The organism is Lysinibacillus sp. NPDC097214, assembly GCF_050277945.1.
GTDB classification, from domain to species: domain Bacteria; phylum Bacillota; class Bacilli; order Bacillales_A; family Planococcaceae; genus Lysinibacillus; species Lysinibacillus xylanilyticus_B.
Genome location: NZ_JBNNSS010000006.1, coordinates 41,039 through 59,541 on the forward strand (window position 1 = coordinate 41,039; position 18,503 = coordinate 59,541).

13 protein-coding genes are annotated in these 18,503 nt (G+C 37.5%); 4 read left to right on the top strand and 9 right to left on the bottom strand.

The annotated features are described in order from the left end of the window. Window positions 1-486: 486 nt before the first annotated feature. On the bottom strand, window positions 487-786 hold the full coding sequence (locus tag ACQKMI_RS14940) for an S-layer homology domain-containing protein (RefSeq protein WP_427490194.1): 300 nt from the start codon (window positions 784-786) through the stop codon (window positions 487-489). A 519-nt stretch (window positions 787-1,305) separates the two neighbouring features. Here ACQKMI_RS14940 and ACQKMI_RS14945 point away from each other — a divergent pair. After that, window positions 1,306-2,178, top strand: a complete 873-nt coding sequence (locus ACQKMI_RS14945) for a glycine betaine ABC transporter substrate-binding protein (RefSeq protein ID WP_427490196.1) — start codon at window positions 1,306-1,308, stop codon at window positions 2,176-2,178. 271 nt (window positions 2,179-2,449) lie between these two features. On the opposite strand, the gene ACQKMI_RS14950 is transcribed toward ACQKMI_RS14945, so the two are convergent. The 6 genes from ACQKMI_RS14950 to ACQKMI_RS14975 all read right to left on the bottom strand — a co-directional run bounded on the left by ACQKMI_RS14950 (window position 2,450) and on the right by ACQKMI_RS14975 (window position 10,998). Further along, window positions 2,450-3,259: a CPBP family intramembrane glutamic endopeptidase gene (locus ACQKMI_RS14950; protein ID WP_427490198.1), complete on the bottom strand. Its 810-nt coding sequence runs from the start codon at window positions 3,257-3,259 to the stop codon at window positions 2,450-2,452. Window positions 3,260-3,628: 369 nt separating this feature from the next. Then, entirely contained in the window at window positions 3,629-4,132 is a 504-nt protein-coding gene (locus tag ACQKMI_RS14955; RefSeq protein WP_427490606.1) for an MFS transporter, read from the bottom strand. A gap of 435 nt (window positions 4,133-4,567) precedes the next feature. Further along, window positions 4,568-6,022 (bottom strand): WD40/YVTN/BNR-like repeat-containing protein, encoded by a 1,455-nt coding sequence (locus ACQKMI_RS14960; RefSeq protein WP_427490200.1) that lies wholly within the window; start codon window positions 6,020-6,022, stop codon window positions 4,568-4,570. 684 nt (window positions 6,023-6,706) lie between these two features. Continuing rightward, window positions 6,707-8,350: an amidohydrolase gene (locus ACQKMI_RS14965; RefSeq protein ID WP_427490202.1), complete on the bottom strand. Its 1,644-nt coding sequence runs from the start codon at window positions 8,348-8,350 to the stop codon at window positions 6,707-6,709. A gap of 70 nt (window positions 8,351-8,420) precedes the next feature. Beyond that, the gene (locus ACQKMI_RS14970) at window positions 8,421-9,653 is read right to left on the bottom strand and encodes a M20 family metallopeptidase (RefSeq protein ID WP_427490204.1); all 1,233 of its coding nucleotides are present in this window, start codon (window positions 9,651-9,653) and stop codon (window positions 8,421-8,423) included. A gap of 94 nt (window positions 9,654-9,747) precedes the next feature. Next, window positions 9,748-10,998 carry an MFS transporter gene (locus ACQKMI_RS14975; RefSeq protein ID WP_427490206.1) on the bottom strand — a complete coding sequence of 417 codons (1,251 nt, stop codon included), beginning with the start codon at window positions 10,996-10,998 and terminating at the stop codon, window positions 9,748-9,750. Between the two features lie 382 nt (window positions 10,999-11,380). On the opposite strand from ACQKMI_RS14975, the gene ACQKMI_RS14980 reads away from it, so the two are divergent. Further along, window positions 11,381-12,796 carry a sigma-54 interaction domain-containing protein gene (locus tag ACQKMI_RS14980; RefSeq protein WP_427490208.1) on the top strand — a complete coding sequence of 472 codons (1,416 nt, stop codon included), beginning with the start codon at window positions 11,381-11,383 and terminating at the stop codon, window positions 12,794-12,796. A 92-nt stretch (window positions 12,797-12,888) separates the two neighbouring features. Here the strand turns inward: ACQKMI_RS14980 and ACQKMI_RS14985 are convergent, their stop codons facing one another. After that, window positions 12,889-13,506 carry a thermonuclease family protein gene (locus ACQKMI_RS14985; protein ID WP_427490210.1) on the bottom strand — a complete coding sequence of 206 codons (618 nt, stop codon included), beginning with the start codon at window positions 13,504-13,506 and terminating at the stop codon, window positions 12,889-12,891. Window positions 13,507-13,615: 109 nt separating this feature from the next. Then, entirely contained in the window at window positions 13,616-15,355 is a 1,740-nt protein-coding gene (locus ACQKMI_RS14990; RefSeq protein ID WP_427490212.1) for an ABC transporter ATP-binding protein, read from the bottom strand. Window positions 15,356-15,562: 207 nt separating this feature from the next. Here ACQKMI_RS14990 and ACQKMI_RS14995 point away from each other — a divergent pair, with 207 nt between their 5' ends. Both ACQKMI_RS14995 and ACQKMI_RS15000 read left to right on the top strand, forming a co-directional pair. Beyond that, a complete protein-coding gene (locus ACQKMI_RS14995; protein WP_427490214.1) occupies window positions 15,563-16,993 on the top strand; it encodes an ABC transporter permease in 1,431 nt (476 codons plus the stop codon). 13 nt (window positions 16,994-17,006) lie between these two features. Continuing rightward, window positions 17,007-18,503 carry an ABC transporter permease gene (locus ACQKMI_RS15000; RefSeq protein WP_427490216.1) on the top strand — a complete coding sequence of 499 codons (1,497 nt, stop codon included), beginning with the start codon at window positions 17,007-17,009 and terminating at the stop codon, window positions 18,501-18,503.

Below are 18,503 nucleotides of genomic sequence, written 5' to 3' on the forward strand. Positions count from 1 at the left end.
TTTTGTTCGTTTTGAAGCAAAACTTGATAATCCTAAAATCCTTTCAGAATGCATTTCATTTTAAGGGATTTTTAATGCTAATAAAGTCTATTTCGCTAAAAGATAATACTATTTTCCTATGTGTTTTTTATTGATAATGCTCCATTTTAGGGGGCCTTTTGTGTTCACATCCTTTAGAACAAAGATTAAATTAGATTGGACCTTCTATAATAGAGAAATTTATATTGTGAGAGTAGATGACAAATAGAGAGGGATGCATCTTAACACTTCTTCCCTGAAATTAGCTGCTAAAAACTCTACAAGCTTTTACAGAGAACACTAAAAGAATTTTTAATTTCAATTGCTGATTTATGCCAATAGAGATCGCTAAAGTCCTTCTTTCAGCAACGATTTCATAAATTGTCAAATAGAAAAAGAGATGTATCAAATTACGATACATCTCTCTTAAGTAATACCTTAAAAACCAAGTGCCCGGTACATAAACGCTTAAAATTGTGCACGTGTTAAGTTTTCATCTGGTCTAAAATTACCTTCTTTATCACCCAGTGCAACGTTATGATCTTCTAGAGCTGAAATATATGAATTCGCCCAATGTGTTGGGTTGACATCTTTGAATGTGCTACTACCCTCTGGTTTTAAGCCAAATGCAAGAACTAACGTTTTCGCCATTTGTACACGTGTTATATAAGCATTCGGATGAAATGCCCCTTTTGAACCATCTACAATGCCTGCTTGTTGGAGTAGTGCGATTTGTTCATAGTTCGGATGGTTATGCGGGACATCCAAAAATGTCATCGCTCAAATCGATTATTTCAATGTCATAATCCTCTTCACAATCGCTTAGTACTTTGCGTAAGCAGGCAAAGTACTAAGCGATAATTGAGAGAAGATCAAAAGTATTACAATTAATAGTAAAAATTTTTTTCATTTATTGCACATCCCTTCAAAAATGGACGTATACCTATAATTGATAGTCGACACTGAAACTATAGCAGGTAGTTATAAATTTACTAATATCAATATTTGTTAGTTTTCGAACAAATTTTGATAATCGTTTTTATTGCAATTTTGACTGCCACCAAAATTCGCACTTACAAATGGAAATAATGCTTATAAAATAGCAACGAAAAGGTCGTATATGAAAAAACATGAACATTTTTTCTTGTTCTATCTCGAACTCCCTTTTAAATTTACACTTGTTAAAAAAAGTCGATTTGACAAAAGTAACAACCTTTTGATAACTTTAAGTTGTTACTTGTTAATTTTTAGATATATCTCATCCTACAATGAAGAAAGGGAGATCTTATGAAATTCAGTAAATTATTGAAGATAGGATTGGCTTTTGCAGTCATGTTAGTATTAACTGCTTGTGGCTCAGATGGTGAAGACACGAAAAATAAAGACAAAAATGAAGTGAACTTAGCCTATGTTGAATGGGATACTGAAATTGCCTCTACAAACGTAGTAGGACAAGTTCTAGAAGATTTAGGATATGATGTAACACTAACACCACTAGATAACGGAATTATGTGGGAGGCTCTTGCTAAAGGAGAGGTCGATGGCATGGTGTCAGCTTGGCTACCACAAACGCATGCCCCACAAGTTGAAAAGTACAAGGGTAAAATAGACGATTTGGGTGAAAACCTAGCAGGTGCAAAAATTGGCTTAGTTGTCCCTAGTTATATGGATGTAAATTCTATCGAGGATTTAACAGATGAAGCTGGTAAAACGATCACTGGCATTGATCCAGGAGCAAATATGACAGCAACTACGGAAAATGCTTATAAAGAATATAAAAACCTAGAAGGCTGGAATGTAGTTACTTCATCTGCAGGTGCAATGACAGCAGCTCTTACTCAAGCGATTGCGAAAAATGAAGAAATCATCGTAACAGGTTGGTCCCCACACTGGAAGTTTAACGCATTTGATTTAAAATATTTAGACGATCCTAAAGGTATATACGGAACTGAAGAATATATTGGTACATTTGCACGTAACGGATTGAAAGAAGATAATCCAGAAGCGTATAGTATTCTTAAAAACTTCCACTGGACTCCAGAAGATATTGAACGTGTTATGTTCGATATTATGAAAGGCGATGATCCTAATGAGGCAGCAAAAAAATGGATCAAAGATAATGAAGATAAAGTTTCAGAATGGACAAAAGATGTAAAATAGTATAAATGACAAGTTTTATAAACTCGTCTAACGATTTTACATATGAAGAATAGAGTTCAAAACAACAATACCTTCTGCACTGATGATAATTGGAACGTAAAGATTCTATTTATAGAATTAAGTCAAACGTCAAAACCTATTTCCTTTGCAGATTTTACCTAAAAAAGTCGATTTCCAGTACAATATGGAATCGACTTTTTTTGTTTTATATCGCCATTGTGTGAGAAGTTGGGCATGGAGCACATATTTTATGAAAGCGATTCAGTTCAAATCATGTACTTTTCCGTATAAAACGCTTCACACCTAATATAACGAGTGATACAAGGATGCCCCCAATAATCATCATACAAATAGAGAATAAGGTACCGATTCCAGGCACTGATTCGTGGTAAGTTATGATTGGAGGAACGCCATATTGATGTGGAGAGACGGCAAACCTCATGATTTCTAAGTAGGTGAGGTGAAAACCAATTGATGTCCAGAGACTTCCTGTCCATAGACGGAGCAACTGTAAACATATTCCGAAACAAAAAATTAATATGATATAAAAAAAGTTAATGGAAACGCCTGGAGCAAGTCCAACAAGCACTTGAAGCTGACCAACTGCTATAGTGAATGCTACAAAAAGTAAGGTTTGAAGTAATACGGATAACCAAGCGCTGAATCGATAGCGTAAGACATCATATAACATACCTCGCAATCCAAGTTCCTCTGGTAAAGCTTCATAAAAAAAAGCAAATAAAATATTCAAGGTTAGAGCAATAAACCACTGTTCGGAAGGATGCCATTTTTCAAAGTCTATCCACCCTTGAAAATTGCCTATGAAGAAGCCCAATGAAGCCAGTGCAATCGCCAAGATAACCCCAGAAATAAAATGATGTAGCCTTTTCCAAGAATATACCGGCGCCATTGGTTTAACGCCTGTCAGTCGATAAACATGCTGATATAAATACAAAATAATAGGAATAACCAATCCACTCATCACAAGACCCTGAATCAAATGATTACTGGAAAGAGAAGCTAGGAACAGACCAATGACTAACGTTGACCAGGCAGCGAGTACATAAAGTATCCATTTCATATATTAATTCCCCCTACGAGCATTTTAATTAATTAATTTACATTACTTAAAGTTGCCTAGAAATTTTGCGCCACGCTCAAAACTTTGTATATACACCTTATATACAATATATACAAAAACATATATATTTTGCAAGCTAAATTATTATTGAAATAAAAAAAACACGAGATTGTTAAATCACAAATCTCATGTTTCCCCATTTCGCAAAACTCAAAAAGTCGCTGAATTTCTCTAAATTTTCATTCTCAACGTATTGTTTGGTTTATGGAGAAAGCGCACTGGTGCAGTTGGAATACTCTAGCGCTACACATAATTAACGAAAAAGATCCATTCACTGAGCAATCAGTAAATGGATCTTTTTAGGTTATGTTAATACCTCCGGATGGAAATGACCCTCTTAAGTAAAGTTACATAGGATTCTTGTCTAAACAAATGATATTTTAAAATTAACCCATTTACTAAAAAGAGAAGACACGCCAAAAAAATAACCCCTTGTATGTGGATTATTCCACTTAAATACCCACCAAGCAAAGGGCCAATTAGATTTCCTAAAAATAAAGCACTATGATAATAACCGAATGTTAAACTTTCCATTTTTTCAGGTGCATTTTTTCGTATTAAACTTATTACCGATGGGAGTAAACCACCTATAAATATCCCCATTAAGAATCTAGCGAGCAGAAATAGCCATATAGAAGAAATCAACGCTTGGAAAACATAACAAACAAAATTCCCTAACAAAGAAATGAACAAAATAATTTCAGGACCTACTCGATCTGCTTTCCTTCCTAAAAGTATTATAAAATCAAGGATTGCATCCGCTAATAACCAATTAAAGCAGAAAATCCATCTACTATAAGTCAGTAGATGGATTTTTTTATAATATCTCTGATGGAGATCATCTCATTAAAAGTATGCTTTATATGTGACAAAATATTTTACTTTACGTTTTCCAGTTATCCTTAACATCCCGAGAAATTTATACTGGCACATCAATAATTACTCAAATTGATAATCTTCATTATAAGAATGCTCGAATATATTTAATATTTCTAGTAATTGTATAGCCTCTGTTTGGTATTCATTGGATGAATTTTCAGCAAACTCTTTTAAAGATGTTTTGTATTTATTATATGTTTTTGAAGCAAACGGGATATACTTTTCATTCTCTTCATCAACTTTGAGTTGCGCTTTTTAGTATAGTATGAAGTGTTTTTTAACTTAAAAGATTTATATTGACAATCTATTAGCTGGTTTAGTTTAAGTGAAATGCTTCACATTTTTTTCATGGATATACACTTCAAACTTTTACCGTCTCTGCGGAATCTTCATTTCTTCCCACGAATAATCGGGTATAGTTGCAATCCATAAAGTATCTCCCATGATATCCACATCCCCAACGATGATATTCCTCACATCAAACACTTTTTCAGATTTTCTTTCATCTTTCGTGTTGATGGAGTAAATAGCTTCACCTCTAAGTGTAGTTCCGAATAATTTCTCTCCTTTTTTAACGAATTTAACTACCTCTTCATCAACTTTAATTTTTCTCCATTTTCCCTCTTGAAGATCTCTGATCCAAATTCCACTTAGTGTGGTAATAAATAGCCTATTATTAATCACTTTCATATCTAGAGGTTCATCATTTCTATTCGGCATAGTTATCTCGTTCCACTCATCATTTGACTTTTGAAGAATCTTCCTTTCTTCTGTAAGTCCAACCAAATCACCATCATCCGATATTTGAACCACATAAAATGGTTTAGGTACTATAGCTTGTTCCCAACTCTCACCTTGATTGGTCGTATAGTAAACCTTTCCATTTGATAGCACAGCTATATGGTTGTTGATTGAATAATCGATTTTCTCGATCGATTGGTCTAATGAAAGAATTTTCATTCCTTTACTTTTTGATGTAATACCTGCCCATAATTCTTTTTCCGTAGCTACATATAATTGATCGTTTATATTAAACCATGCGTGTGTTACATAATTATTAGCTTGGAGTTCTGTCCATGTTTCTCCATTGTTATGGCTCCATTCAATAAAAGGTTGCTTGGTTGTACTAAATTGTGTTGGCTTTTTGTCTCCCCATACCACTAAATTGTTTTTTCCAGCGACAACCCCCGTAATCGCCCTCCCTTTTTTGGTTAGGTTATCGCTGCCATTACGTTTGGATATTAATCCTCCACCGTATGGTAATTTATGAATGGCACTGACCACATCTCCGTTTTGGGCATTGAATGAAATTCGAGTAAAACGGTTATCACGATCACTTCCAAACACTGTTAGAATAGGCATACCATCGATACTATCAAGTGTAAAATGATATCCTGTTGCCCAATCTTTTCCTTGTTTTAGTCCGAATTTATCCTTTGCCAGTTGGAGAACATCAGAGCTATCGAACTTAATCTCATCGTAGGGTATTGTTGGAACCTGAGATTGCTTGCTTGGTCTAAACACGGTAATTTTCTTTTCTGAGATACCAATTAGTACATAATCCTCTGTACCTGGAACCATAAAGATCATAAACCAATTAAAGCGTTTCCCTTTTTCTCCTCTCGAGCCTCCCATCTTTTCATCCACACTGTTTACACTTGTAAGTTTTGCGTTTTCATTCCATTCCTTTGCTCTCTGTAATCCAATATTAATCGCTTCTTTTAACGTAATTTCACCATCTGAAGCGCTTCCTTCACTACCAATCAAATTTACAAAAACTAAAAAAACAACTAACAAACAGGAGATTTTTTTTAAGAAACTCAAAATTAACACCATCCCAAAACTAAATAGGTATATTAATCATATGATTAATATACCTATTTAGGATGGAGTAAATCCTTTGTTATATACCCTCTTAGAACCAATATAACAAACAAAATACTCCATTTATCAGAGAATCCTTCTTGCACTAACCTGCCCCGTTAGCCATCCATGAAGCGCAAAAATCAGCACTTCACCACAGAAAATGAAAGATAATTAAGTTCTTTCATGGGAGTTAAATAGCAACAATCTTTTCGAAAACAGCCTTATAAAAAAAGCTCTTCACGAAAACTTTAAATTGATTTCCGTTCCGACTGGGCGACTCCAGTCAACTTAACCACATGACATACGTTTTAACAACATGTCATCCATCCCCAACTTTCAGTGATGAACCAAAAATAAGCTAGAAAAATAAAGTGCAGCTTTTTGATCAATTCAATACTTTATGTACTTTAAATTGAGCTTCTAAGTCAAAACAAGGAGAAGGATTCACCTTCTCCTTGTTTTGTTGTATACATTGCAGGCCTTATCTCTTGCACGAAGCAAAATCCTTACCTTCTAGCAGGTCGGGGTCTCCTAGGCTACGCCCTCAACTTGCTTTAATCCTTGGCTGGCTTGTTCTACGCGTGTTTTTCGTTCTCCATGCCAAAGGTGTTAGATATTGACCTTCTTCTCTTAGTTGAATATTTACATAATGAAATTAATGGTTTCTTCCAACGTTTCATTTGTATCTGGAGATTTCTCCAAATCGTAAACGATTTCTCCGTCGATCATCGTTATTTCAATCTGTAACTGATCAATACTGTCAATTGCTACATCCAATATTCGGTCGTTTAGCACAACCAAATCGGCTAATTTCCCTACTTCGATGCTTCCTTTTCTGTCTTCCTCAAAGCTTGCGTAGGCTCCATTCCAGGTGTACAGCTTAATCGCTTCCATGACAGAGATTCTCTGTTCTTCCCCTATGACCGCGCCTGACGTCGTCAATCGGTTGACCGCACCATGAATACCGAGAAGCGGATTGCATTTCGAGACTGGGCTGTCCGAGGCACCTGCTACGACAATGCCAGCTTTTAAACAGGATGCAATTGGGTAAAAATAGTCGCTGCGAGCACCGAAGTGCTTAATATATATATCTCCGAATTCTGCGAAGAAGTTCGGGTTAGGAACGGTCACTATGTCCAATTTAGCCATTCGCTCAATGAGATCGGGCATTGCCAACCCAGCATGCTCGATTCGGTGTCTGTGATTACGTCGCGGATACAGTCTAAGCGCTTCTTCGAACGTATTCAACAACATCTCGATTGCCCGATCCCCTTGGGCATGAGCTGTAATCTGATAACCATCGCGATGAGCTGCGATGAGCGCGTCGTTCATATTCTCTTGCGTGTAGTACAGAATGCCGCTGTCTTCCGGATTCGTCTCATACGGCTGGCGCGTTGCAAGTGTCGGCGCGATGCTGGCTCCGTCTATAAAGATTTTCGCCGGACCGATTCGAAATCGATCGTTGCCGAATCCTGTAGACAGGCACGTCTCTCTCATTCGGTTAAAGTTAGGCTCGTGAACGACCATAGCATACACCCGAACCTTTAAGTGACCGGAATGAACCACTTGCTGTAGGATGCGAAGATTCACAGGCTCGTACCCACCAGCATCATGAATTGTCGTAATACCTAACGATACGAAATCGCGCGAAGCTATTTCCGCCGCTTTGGTTAAGTCCTCTTCCGTCGGATTCATGACACGTTTTACCGGATCCATGGCTGCTTCTACGAGTAGCCCGTTTAATCTCCCGGATTCGTCTCGACCGAATACTCCTCCTTCAGGATTGGCTGATTGATCGTTTACACCTGCCAATTCCAACACTTTACTGTTCGCAATCATAATGTGACCGCATTGTCGCACAATTAGAATCAGGTGTTCCGTCGACACCTCATCTAACTGATGACGGGTTAGGTACTGGTCTTCCAACATAAACATTTCGTTGTAGCTTACTGCTAGAATCCAACCTCCTTTAGGGGTAGATTCCGCCTTCCGTTTCAATTTACCGATAATATCTGCATTTGATTGAATCGATGCTTCTTGGCAATTAATCGCTAACCTTGTAAGTCCATAACTGAGAAGATGCAAATGCGAATCTATAAATCCTGGTAGCAGAGTCCTACCTTGTAAATCCATCACTTTGGTGCTCTCTCCGATCCAGCCTTCGATTTCCTCGTTCGTTCCGACGGCTTCAATTCGGTTACGTTTAACAGCAACTGCTTCTACGATCCGATTGTTCGAATCGACTGTAATGACTTGTCCGTTTACAAATACAACATCGGCAAACATACGATCACCTCTTATTTTTTTTTGTAAAAAATCTAATGACTATGCTTTTGTGGAGAAGTTTATAGCCAATTCAGCCTTCAACTAAGCTTCTACTTGATTCATAGGAATCGGCATCAATAATACTGTTTGAGAGATAATTAAGAACTAATGCAATAAACATCTTTCCGATGTACAGCATGGACTCTTCATCCACATCAAATTTAGGATGATGATGTGGGTATATCGCATTCAGCGCCGGATTCGCACCTCCTACATAGAAAAACGTTCCTGGGACTTTTTGAAGATAATATGCGAAATCCTCCATTCCTGTTAACGTAAAAGGCTGGATTTGCATTACTTTTTCCTCTCCTAAGAGATTTTTTGCTAACATGTCTGCTTTTATTGTTTCCTCCGGATGATTCCACAAAGTGGGATATCCTCTCTCGTACTTAAATTTTACAGTGGCACCTGCTACATCGCAGGTGGATGTTGCGATTTGCCCAATGGCTTCTTCTATCAAATCCTGAACGCTTTCTTCAAAGCTTCGTACCGTTCCGGTAATTTTTGCTGTGTCGGGTATGATATTAGAAGCCTGTCCGCTTTGAAAAGAACCAACCGAGACAACAACCGTTTTGGATGGATCAACTCGACGGCTAACGATTTGCTGTAAATTGAGCACTAGTTGACTGCCCACCACAATTGGATCTACCGTCAAATGAGGAGTCGCTCCATGCCCGCCTTTCCCATAAATCTCAATTTCAAATGTATCCCCAGCCGCCATCATATATCCATCCCCAACAGCAACCATACCAACCGGGAGAATGGAAGATACATGTGCTCCATAAATGACATCGACTCCATCCAGACAGCCATCTTCAATCATGGACTTCGCCCCTCCTGGAATTACCTCTTCCGCAAACTGATGAATAAAGACAACATTTCCTTCGAGATCATCCTTCACTTCGCTTAATACTTTGGCTACTCCAATCAAAGCAGCTGTATGAACATCATGGCCGCACGCATGCATCACCCCAGGAATACGGGACTTGTATGCCACGTCTTTCTCATCTGATATTGGTAATGCATCGAAATCCGCCCGCAGCGCTACTGTCTTGCCCGGTTTCCCTCCTCTCAAGAGGCCAACTACCCCTCTTCCGCCAACTTCTGTTCTTACTTCCAATCCTAAGTTGGTTAATACATCAGCGATCTTTTTTGGGGTATTTACCTCATGGAAGGATAGTTCGGGATACATATGAAGATTTCTGCGAAATCCAACCAATTCCGGATATACCTGTTGAAGTCTACTAAATAAGTTTTTGAACATCGTTACCACCCCGTTATTTGTTCTAGTTTTAATCCAACAATTTTCTGCTATTTCGTAATCAACCTAAATTTGAATTCCCATTAGCCAAAGGCCACTATTTTGCCCCAGCATTTGACTTTATTGAATCGTCTACGCCCCTGTGAGAAACATGATTGCTGTTACGAAGGGTTAGTCCGAACAACGCGGAGGAAAGTCCAGCAGCGATTAAGAACCAAAATGCGCCATCGTAAGAGCCTTTTAATGCTGAGATGAACGCACCCATCATGATTGGTGCAATGAATCCACCAAGCATCGATCCTAAACTCATAATGCCAATCGCTGATCCAATCACACTCTTGTCAAACAATTTGTGAGGAAGTGCGTATACTGCACTAAACACAAAACCATAAAAGATTGATGCTAGTGCCAAATAAGTAAAGACCATTCCAACATTAGGTGCGAAGAGTGCTAAAAATAAAAACGCTGTGTAAAAAAGTCCATTCATTACAAAGTACATTTTCTCTCTACCTGAAAATCTGACCAGCAACCACCCACCTGCTACCGTTCCCAGTGTTGCGGCCGTTGTTGGAAGTAGTCCCAACATCCCTGTGGAAACCAAATCTAAATGACGTACTGTTACCATATACATGGGCAACCATGAAACCGTGCCCCACGAAGCAATGCTTATTGAAAACCACGTGAGGAGCAATGCCCAAGTCTGGCGAGTTTTCAATAAAGAGAGCATGGAATTCTTGTTTACGGATTGTTGTTCTTTGGCTTCTTCCGATTGAATCGGACTCCGAATGTATTTCAAAAACAATACTCCAATGATGACACCCGCTGCTCCAAGAGCAAAGAACACGTTTCTCCAGCCTAACCAAATCAGAAGCACTGGCACAATAAGACCCGTAATTAGACCGCCAAAGCTATTCGATGACATTAAGATGGACTGTGCCTTAACTCGTTCTTTCTTAGGGAAAAACTCAGCGATGGCTTTTGCGCTGGCAGCAGGATATCCCCCCTCCATAATTCCGAACAAAAAGCGAATCACTATTAAAGCGGTAAACGACCAAGCAAAACCAGTGGAAACTGTAAAAAGTGACCAGAGGAAAACAGAAAAAATAATCACCCTTCGGTAACCAAACCTATCTGTCAGCCAGCCGGCCGGAATTTGCATAATTGTGTAAGCCAAGAAAAAGACGCTGATTACTGTTCCCGTAGCAGTCGGACTAAGATGCAATTCTTGACCAATCGGCACCACAGCAAGATTCATAACTAACCGGTCCATATAAGAGACCATATAACCCACAAATAGGAGAGACAAAATGAACTTTCTGTTGTCCCTTTGTACACCAATACTTTTCACAAATCATACCTCCCCTAAAGATAAATCATTGCGGCTCGCATCAAGTTTCTGTAAAAGTACACCTCCTGTTCCAGCAGTTCTTCAATTTAGTTCATGGAAAATTTACCATTTTTGATTTCTGGTGGATCTCATTACCTCCTTTTCCTTTTGTACTAAATTGTTAAGCAACTTTTATGCCAAGATAAATATCTCTTTACAATGAAATAAGAGCGTAAATAGGTATATTTATGAGAAATTTCTAAATGTTTAGTATATAATTTTTGTTAATTGATTCAAATGAATTGAAAATGAATCAACTCTACTCGCAGTAATGGTCTACCTTTGATTCATTTTCGATTCAAAAAAGTGGTGGATCCATCCGTTATTAAAGGAGAGATAAGTGATGAATCAGAATATGTTAAAAATCGAACCGGAATATTTATTCAAAATCATGGACTACATGAATAAACCTATTTATATAACTGATATGAACGGAAGGATTCTTTTTGTTAGTGACTTTAGCTGTAGGTGGATTGGGAAAAAAAGAGAGGATCTAATTGGAAAAAACGTCTCCCAATTGGAAAGAGAGGGGATTTTCAAGCCTTCTGTTGCAAAAATAGTTTTAGATAAAAAACAAAATGTCAGCGTCGTTCAGCAAGTTGGAGAAGGGAAAGGATTAACTACAGGACATCTCATATTGGACGAGAATGATGAACCAAAATATGTAGTCACGTTAGGGTATGATATTCCAGATTTCGTCGGTTACAGTTCTCAAATTAAAATTGAAGAATTAGAATCTGCTTTTCGGTATTATGTACACGAGTTACTAAAACTCAAAACCAAACTTGTAAGGACCAAAGAAGTCCCTTTTTTTATCGGACAAAGCAGGGGCTACGATATGCTTAAGGAAACAATTGAAAAAGTTGCCTGTGTGGAAACGACCGTTCTTATTACAGGGGAAACAGGCGTTGGAAAAACACTTATAGCGGAACGTATTCATCATCTGAGTGAACGGAAAGATCGTCCATTTATCCATCTTAATTGCGCAGCGATTCCGGAATTGCTCCTTGAATCTGAACTGTTCGGCTATCAAAAAGGGGCATTTACCGGAGCAAATGCAAACGGAAAACCTGGACTTGTCAAAATTGCAGAAAAAGGCACCCTTTTCTTAGATGAGATCGGTGAACTCCCCCTTCATTTACAACCCAAACTCCTACAATTGCTGCAAAATAAAACGTACATTCCTATTGGAGCACCCCAAACGGTAAAAGCCGATGTGCGTATCATTGTAGCTACCAACTGTAATTTAGAGGATATGGTCAAAGAAGGAAAATTCAGAGCTGATTTATATTACCGTCTTCACATTCTTCCAATTCGCATACCTTCGCTTCGTGAGAGGAAGGAAGACATCTTTAGTCTCCTTCAGTATAATTTGGAGAAGTTTAATTATTTGCATAACCATAAACGAGTGCTTTCTACAAAAGTAGTCGAAGTGCTGCAAAACTATTATTGGCCTGGAAATGTACGGGAATTGGAAAATATAATTGAGCAGCTTGTCATTATGGCAAGAGAGGATGAAATTGCAATTCAGGATTTGCCAAAGCACTTGCTCGATTCAACTTCGGACCAAGAGGTTTCTATCTCTATAGATGCAGAGAATTCTTTACATGAAGTTTTGGAAAGCGTTGAAAAAAGAATGATCACACAAGCATTTCTTCATCATAAAACAACACGCGAGGCGGCAAAAGCATTGGGCGTTACTCAGTCATTATTCATGCGGAGGCTGGCGAAATATGCGATTACCAAAGAAGAAAAATAAGCTGGTACTACTATATACTTTGAATAAAGAAAAGACTGTCCTCAAAAGGCATTTTTCATTGCCTTTTGGGACAGTCCCTTGTTTGTTAACCATTATTTTAATACTTCCGGATGGAAACCATCTCTTTGGAAGTAATTTTCATGTGACCAAATATTTAATTTTGCTTTTTCTGCATCTTGCTGAATGTCTCTAAATTCATTCTCAAACGTATTGTTTGGTTTATGGATAAAGCGCACTGCTGCAAGTCCTTCGTTTAGTAAGGACTCCTGTAGCATTACATCATCAATAAAGACATAAGCTAATAAACGATCATAATTATCTGTTTCTGGTCCAACATCGTAAACCGCTTCAATCTTTTTGGCGTGTTCTAACAATTTAATCGTATAGTCTTTTGCCTCTTCAGCATATGGCTGTGCTTCACCTTTGTTATAATTCATCTCTGGTGTATCTACCATCAATAGGCGAATTTTTTGTTTCTTGCCATTTATTGTCGTCTGAATCGTATCACCATCATATGCTTTAATATAATTTACATCAAAGCGTTTATTGCCTGTTTTTTCTTCAACCTGTTCAATAGAAATAGTACTATCTTGGTTAGTCGATGTTGTATCTTTTTCTGGAGCTGGTGATCTGCCAAAAATCATATACAATGCAACAGCAAGAATGATTGTACCACTCGTAATTAATGTTTTTATATCTTGCATTTTCATGTAGTAAGTCCCTCACAATTATTCATCTTTATTACATTTTAAGGAAGCTTCCGAATCCTTAAAGTTTCACGATGTTTCTATTGTAAAATATCAGGCTACTACATTCAAGCTATGTAGTTGCAATTGCAACCCAATGGTTTGGAGAAACTTCAACAAGCTGACTATTTTCTATTTCATAGTGTGTTTGTATATCTTTGTTTTCAGTATCCATATATTTTTGCTTTTCTATCGCAGGATCTGGAATTGGTATTGCGTGTAATAGAGCTTGTGTATACGGATGCTGTGGATTGGCGTACAGCTCTTCACTTTCTGCAAGCTCTACAATCTTCCCACCATACATAACAGCTACACGATCGCTAATATGTTTAACCATAGATAAATCATGAGCAATAAATAAGTATGTCAATCCAAGGCGCTGCTGTAAATCCTTTAATAAGTCTACAATCTGCTTTTGAATAGAAACATCAAGTGCTGAAAGTGGTTCATCACAAACGATAAAATTTGGCTCTACTGCTAAAGCTCTTGCGATGCCAATACGTTGTCGTTGTCCACCTGAAAATTCATGTGGATAACGCATTGCATGTTCTTTGTTTAAGCCTACAAGTTCAAGTAATTCCTCCACACGCTGTTGACGTTCTTCATTCGATTTAACGAGTTTATGAATATCTAGCGCTTCCCCAATAATATCTACTATTTTTCTTCGAGGATTCAACGAGGAATATGGATCTTGGAAAATAATTTGCATATGACGCCGCATTGCTTTAAGCTGCTTTTTCGTTAGTCTTGTAATTGGTACACCTTGATATAAGACTTCTCCATTCGTAGGCTGATGAAGCTGTAAAATCGTTCGACCTGTCGTAGATTTTCCTGAGCCTGATTCACCTACTAAACCTAATGTTTCTCCTGAGTATATGTGAAACGATAAATCATTGACAGCCTTTACCGTTTGACCATGACCTAATGCGAATTCCTTTGAAAGATGTGTCACTTCGATTAATGGTTTATTTTTATCTATTGCAAGCTGTACATTCGCAATTGGCTTAGGCTGTTTTTTCTCATGCAGTTTTGGTAAAGCATTCAATAGTTTTTTTGTATAAGGATGTTGAGCATTTCCAAAGATTTCCTCCGTTGTACCCTGCTCAACAATTTCTCCTTCCTTCATTACAATAATTCGATCGCACATACCAGCAACAACACCTAAATCATGAGTAATTAATATGATTGAGGTGCCCATCTTTTTTTGCATATCTCGCATTAATTTTAAGATTTGCGCTTGAATGGTTACATCAAGGGCTGTAGTCGGTTCATCTGCAATTAGTAAAGATGGTTGACATGCAAGTGCCATGGCAATCATAACACGTTGGCGCATTCCTCCTGAAAACTCATGCGGATATTGTTTATATCGTTCTTCTGCATTTCGAATACCTACAAGCTTTAATAACTCTATTGTTTGCTTATAGGCCTCAGCTTTAGACATTGACTGATGCTTTATTAAACTTTCAGCCACCTGTTCCCCAATACGAATAGTTGGATTTGTGGATGTCATTGGATCTTGAAAAATCATACTAATATCTTGTCCACGGATTGTCTCCATTTGTTTTTCGCTCAATGAAGTAATCTCTTGTCCTTTAAACAAAATATTCCCTGACTTTAGATATGATGGCGGTGATGGCAATAGGCGCATAATCGAACGAGCCGTTACACTTTTCCCACTACCTGACTCTCCTACAATTCCGAGTGTTTCACCTTTATTTACATGAAAATTAACGCCTTTAACGGCTTCAAATTCTGTCTCTCCCGTAATAAAAGATACACGAAGATCGCTTATTTCTAGAAGCTTTTCACTCATTCAATCCATCCTTTTGTAAATTTTGTGATTGACTTAATTATTAGTATAATCCATACTTTACAATACTGATAGGAATTATACAATATAATAATATTGAATCTTTCATCTTCAATAGGGCCTTACAAAAATGAGTCGGCTAAGCGTGTGTTGATGTTGTTTTGTCCACACTTTAGAATCTATTATTTTACTTACGTCTGGAGGAAATGCATGGTTATTTCAAAAGCTCGTTCTACTACTAAGGAACATGTATTCTTTTTTTCAGTTTATCAAAAGCTCATGCACCATAAGGCATACAATGTGCTACTCTTTCTTTTCAGTATTTTAGTACACCCATTTACATACTTATTTTATCGGATAAGAAAATATTCACACCAATACCGCCAAGCTTTTGAGCAACGAAGTCAGTACTACAAAGAAAAGGGTTTGTTCACACAATGGCAAGTTACATTTGCTGAGCAAGAATTAGCCAAAGCTAAATTCTTTCATGAATGTGTGTCAGAAGAACACTTACAGGAAACTGCTTCGAAATTAGCAGAAATAAAAATTCAGCAGTTAGTAGAACAAGATTTATTGAAGGATGGTTTAGAAGATCCATCCTATTTACATTTTTTTAGTCAGCAACTAAAAAACAAAAACTTTGTGGCCCTAACTTTTTTACCGGCTGTTTTATTTTATGTAGTCCTACTATTGTTTGCGAATCCATTTCTACAATTTGTCATTGAACGAATACTACAAAGTTTCATTGTTATTGTAGGTGTCGCGACATTGGTGTTTACAATTTTGTATTTGTCGCCATTCGATCCAGCGAGAAACCTACTTGGTGTTACGGCAACGCCTGAGCAAATAGCTAACTTTAATCATATTCATGGCTTGGATCAGCCATATTTATCTCAGTTATGGCATTCATTATCTGGTCTATTCACATTTGATTTAGGTACTTCCTTTGCAGGGAAAGAAAATATTACACATAGCATTGTAAACAAATTTCCTGTCACACTTGAAATAGCAATCCTATCACTATTAATGGCTATCGCTATTGCTATTCCAGTCGGTATTATATCCGCCGTTCGTCCAAATTCATATTTGGATTATACATTTATGTTCATCGCCTTGATTGGATTATCCATTCCAAGCTTTTGGCAAGGATTGATATTTATTTTAACGTTTTCCTTAAAGCTACAATGGTTCCCAGCTACATATAATCCTCAAAACTGGCTTTCTTTAATAATGCCAATTATTGTCTTAGGAACATCCATTACGGCTTCCATAGCCCGTATGACCAGATCCAGTATGCTTGAGGTGATACATGAGGATTACATTATTACTGCGAGAGCTAAAGGCTTGAATGAATTTAAAGTGATTTCAAAGCATGCTATCCGCAATGCCATGATTCCTATTATTACAGTGATTGGGCTTCTCTTTGGTGGAATGTTAGGTGGGGCATCTGTTACAGAAAAGGTTTTCAATATTAGTGGTATTGGTAGCTATATTGTTGACAAGCAGTTTATTCCGGACATTCCAGCTATCCTTGGTGGGGTCGTCTATATTGCTATTACAATTTCGATCGTAAATTTATTCATCGATATTTTGTATGCCTTTTTCGATCCACGCATTCGCTCAAAAATGAAGAAGTCTTAAAGGGGGATCACCCGTGAAAAACAGCTTACATGTCAAACTACTTTTGAAGATTACACAGGAATATGTCAATTCACATTTTACATTTGTCTTTTCCTTGCTATTCTCTTTATTGTTTCTAGCTTATAGCTATAATTTTTCTACTCAAAGCTGGCGACCAATCGTCTTAATCTTTTTTGTCATTTATGCAATTACTACAGCTTATATTGGTTTCCTGACTTTACGAATTAAACAGGATTTAGCAAGCCTTAGTGACATACAAAAAAGCACTCGATTACTTGGTTATCCACTGTTATTAACAATCGTTTCAGGCAATATTTTTGCTACATCTTTTGCTTTTTTACTTATTTCAAAAAGTAAGACCGTTGAATATATTTTTGCTGCTTATGCATTGATCACTCAGCTTTTTATTATCGGTATTTCAACACTGAACTTATTTAAATCGTACGTCACAGATACGTTTTTACTTGCAATGGGTCTTTTCTTACTCCTTGCAATCTTTTATATCGTGATGTTAATGCTATGTACAAAATTTGTGACTTCCGAGGCTGCGCCAAAATGGATGCTGTTACCTGGTATTATACTGCTTATTGCCTCTTTGACTGGCAATCTATTTGCAACATTGCTAGGGTATAGCCTTATTCAAAAAGCTCGAAAGGCAAATCCATCTACAATTGAAAAATGGCAAAGAATTTGGGAAAAGATTTTACGCAATACGATGGCCGTCTTCGGATTATTTTTCATAGTGTTTATGTTTTCTTTGTCCGTAACAAGCTCTTGGACATTTGACTATGACTTCGCTATAGAAAATAACTATGGGGCATTATTACAAACACCTTCGTTAGAATATCCACTAGGTACCGATAATTATGGGCGTGATTTGTTTTCTCGCATTGTTTTCGGTGCACAAATATCGCTTATTGTCGGACTTTTCTCAACAATTATACCTGCATTAATCGGCGGGGCCCTTGGAGCATTATCCGGTTATTACGGGAAAGCGACTGACAACATGATCATGCGAAGTCTTGATATTTTATATGCCATCCCTGGAATTCTACTAGCTATTGCCATTATCGCAGCGTTTGGTGCCAATACTATGAATTTAATCATCGCACTAAGTGTTGGAGCAATTCCAACTTATGCTCGTACTATGCGCGCTAATGTCATGCAGCTCTCTAATTTCGAATTCGTGGAATCAGCCAGAGCACTAGGAGCATCTGATGCTGCAATCATTTTTAAACATATTGTCCCTAACTCGTTAGCACCGATGATTGTCAAAGCAACATTAACCATTGGTGGTGCTGTGATTTCAACAAGTAGTTTAAGTTTTTTAGGGCTTGGCATTGAGCCACACATTCCTGAATGGGGCAATATTCTAAAAGTCGGTAGTACGTACCTGGAAACACATTCCTATGTCGCTATATTCCCAGGTCTTTGTATTATGCTTCTCGTACTCTCCTTTAACTTCTTAGGAGATGGGTTACGAGATGCTTTAGATCCAAAATCAAATTAA

Excerpts from the sequence above, each read along its gene's own strand:
- ACQKMI_RS14945 (WP_427490196.1), top strand. The coding sequence starts at position 1,306 with ATGAAATTCAGTAAATTATTGAAGATAGGATTGGCTTTTGCAGTCATG.
- ACQKMI_RS14965 (WP_427490202.1), bottom strand. The coding sequence starts at position 8,350 with ATGTTTGCCGATGTTGTATTTGTAAACGGACAAGTCATTACAGTCGAT.
- ACQKMI_RS14985 (WP_427490210.1), bottom strand. The coding sequence starts at position 13,506 with ATGAAAATGCAAGATATAAAAACATTAATTACGAGTGGTACAATCATT.
- ACQKMI_RS14980 (WP_427490208.1), top strand. The coding sequence starts at position 11,381 with ATGAATCAGAATATGTTAAAAATCGAACCGGAATATTTATTCAAAATC.
- ACQKMI_RS14970 (WP_427490204.1), bottom strand. The coding sequence starts at position 9,653 with ATGTTCAAAAACTTATTTAGTAGACTTCAACAGGTATATCCGGAATTG.
- ACQKMI_RS14990 (WP_427490212.1), bottom strand. The coding sequence starts at position 15,355 with ATGAGTGAAAAGCTTCTAGAAATAAGCGATCTTCGTGTATCTTTTATT.
- ACQKMI_RS14995 (WP_427490214.1), top strand. The coding sequence starts at position 15,563 with ATGGTTATTTCAAAAGCTCGTTCTACTACTAAGGAACATGTATTCTTT.
- ACQKMI_RS14950 (WP_427490198.1), bottom strand. The coding sequence starts at position 3,259 with ATGAAATGGATACTTTATGTACTCGCTGCCTGGTCAACGTTAGTCATT.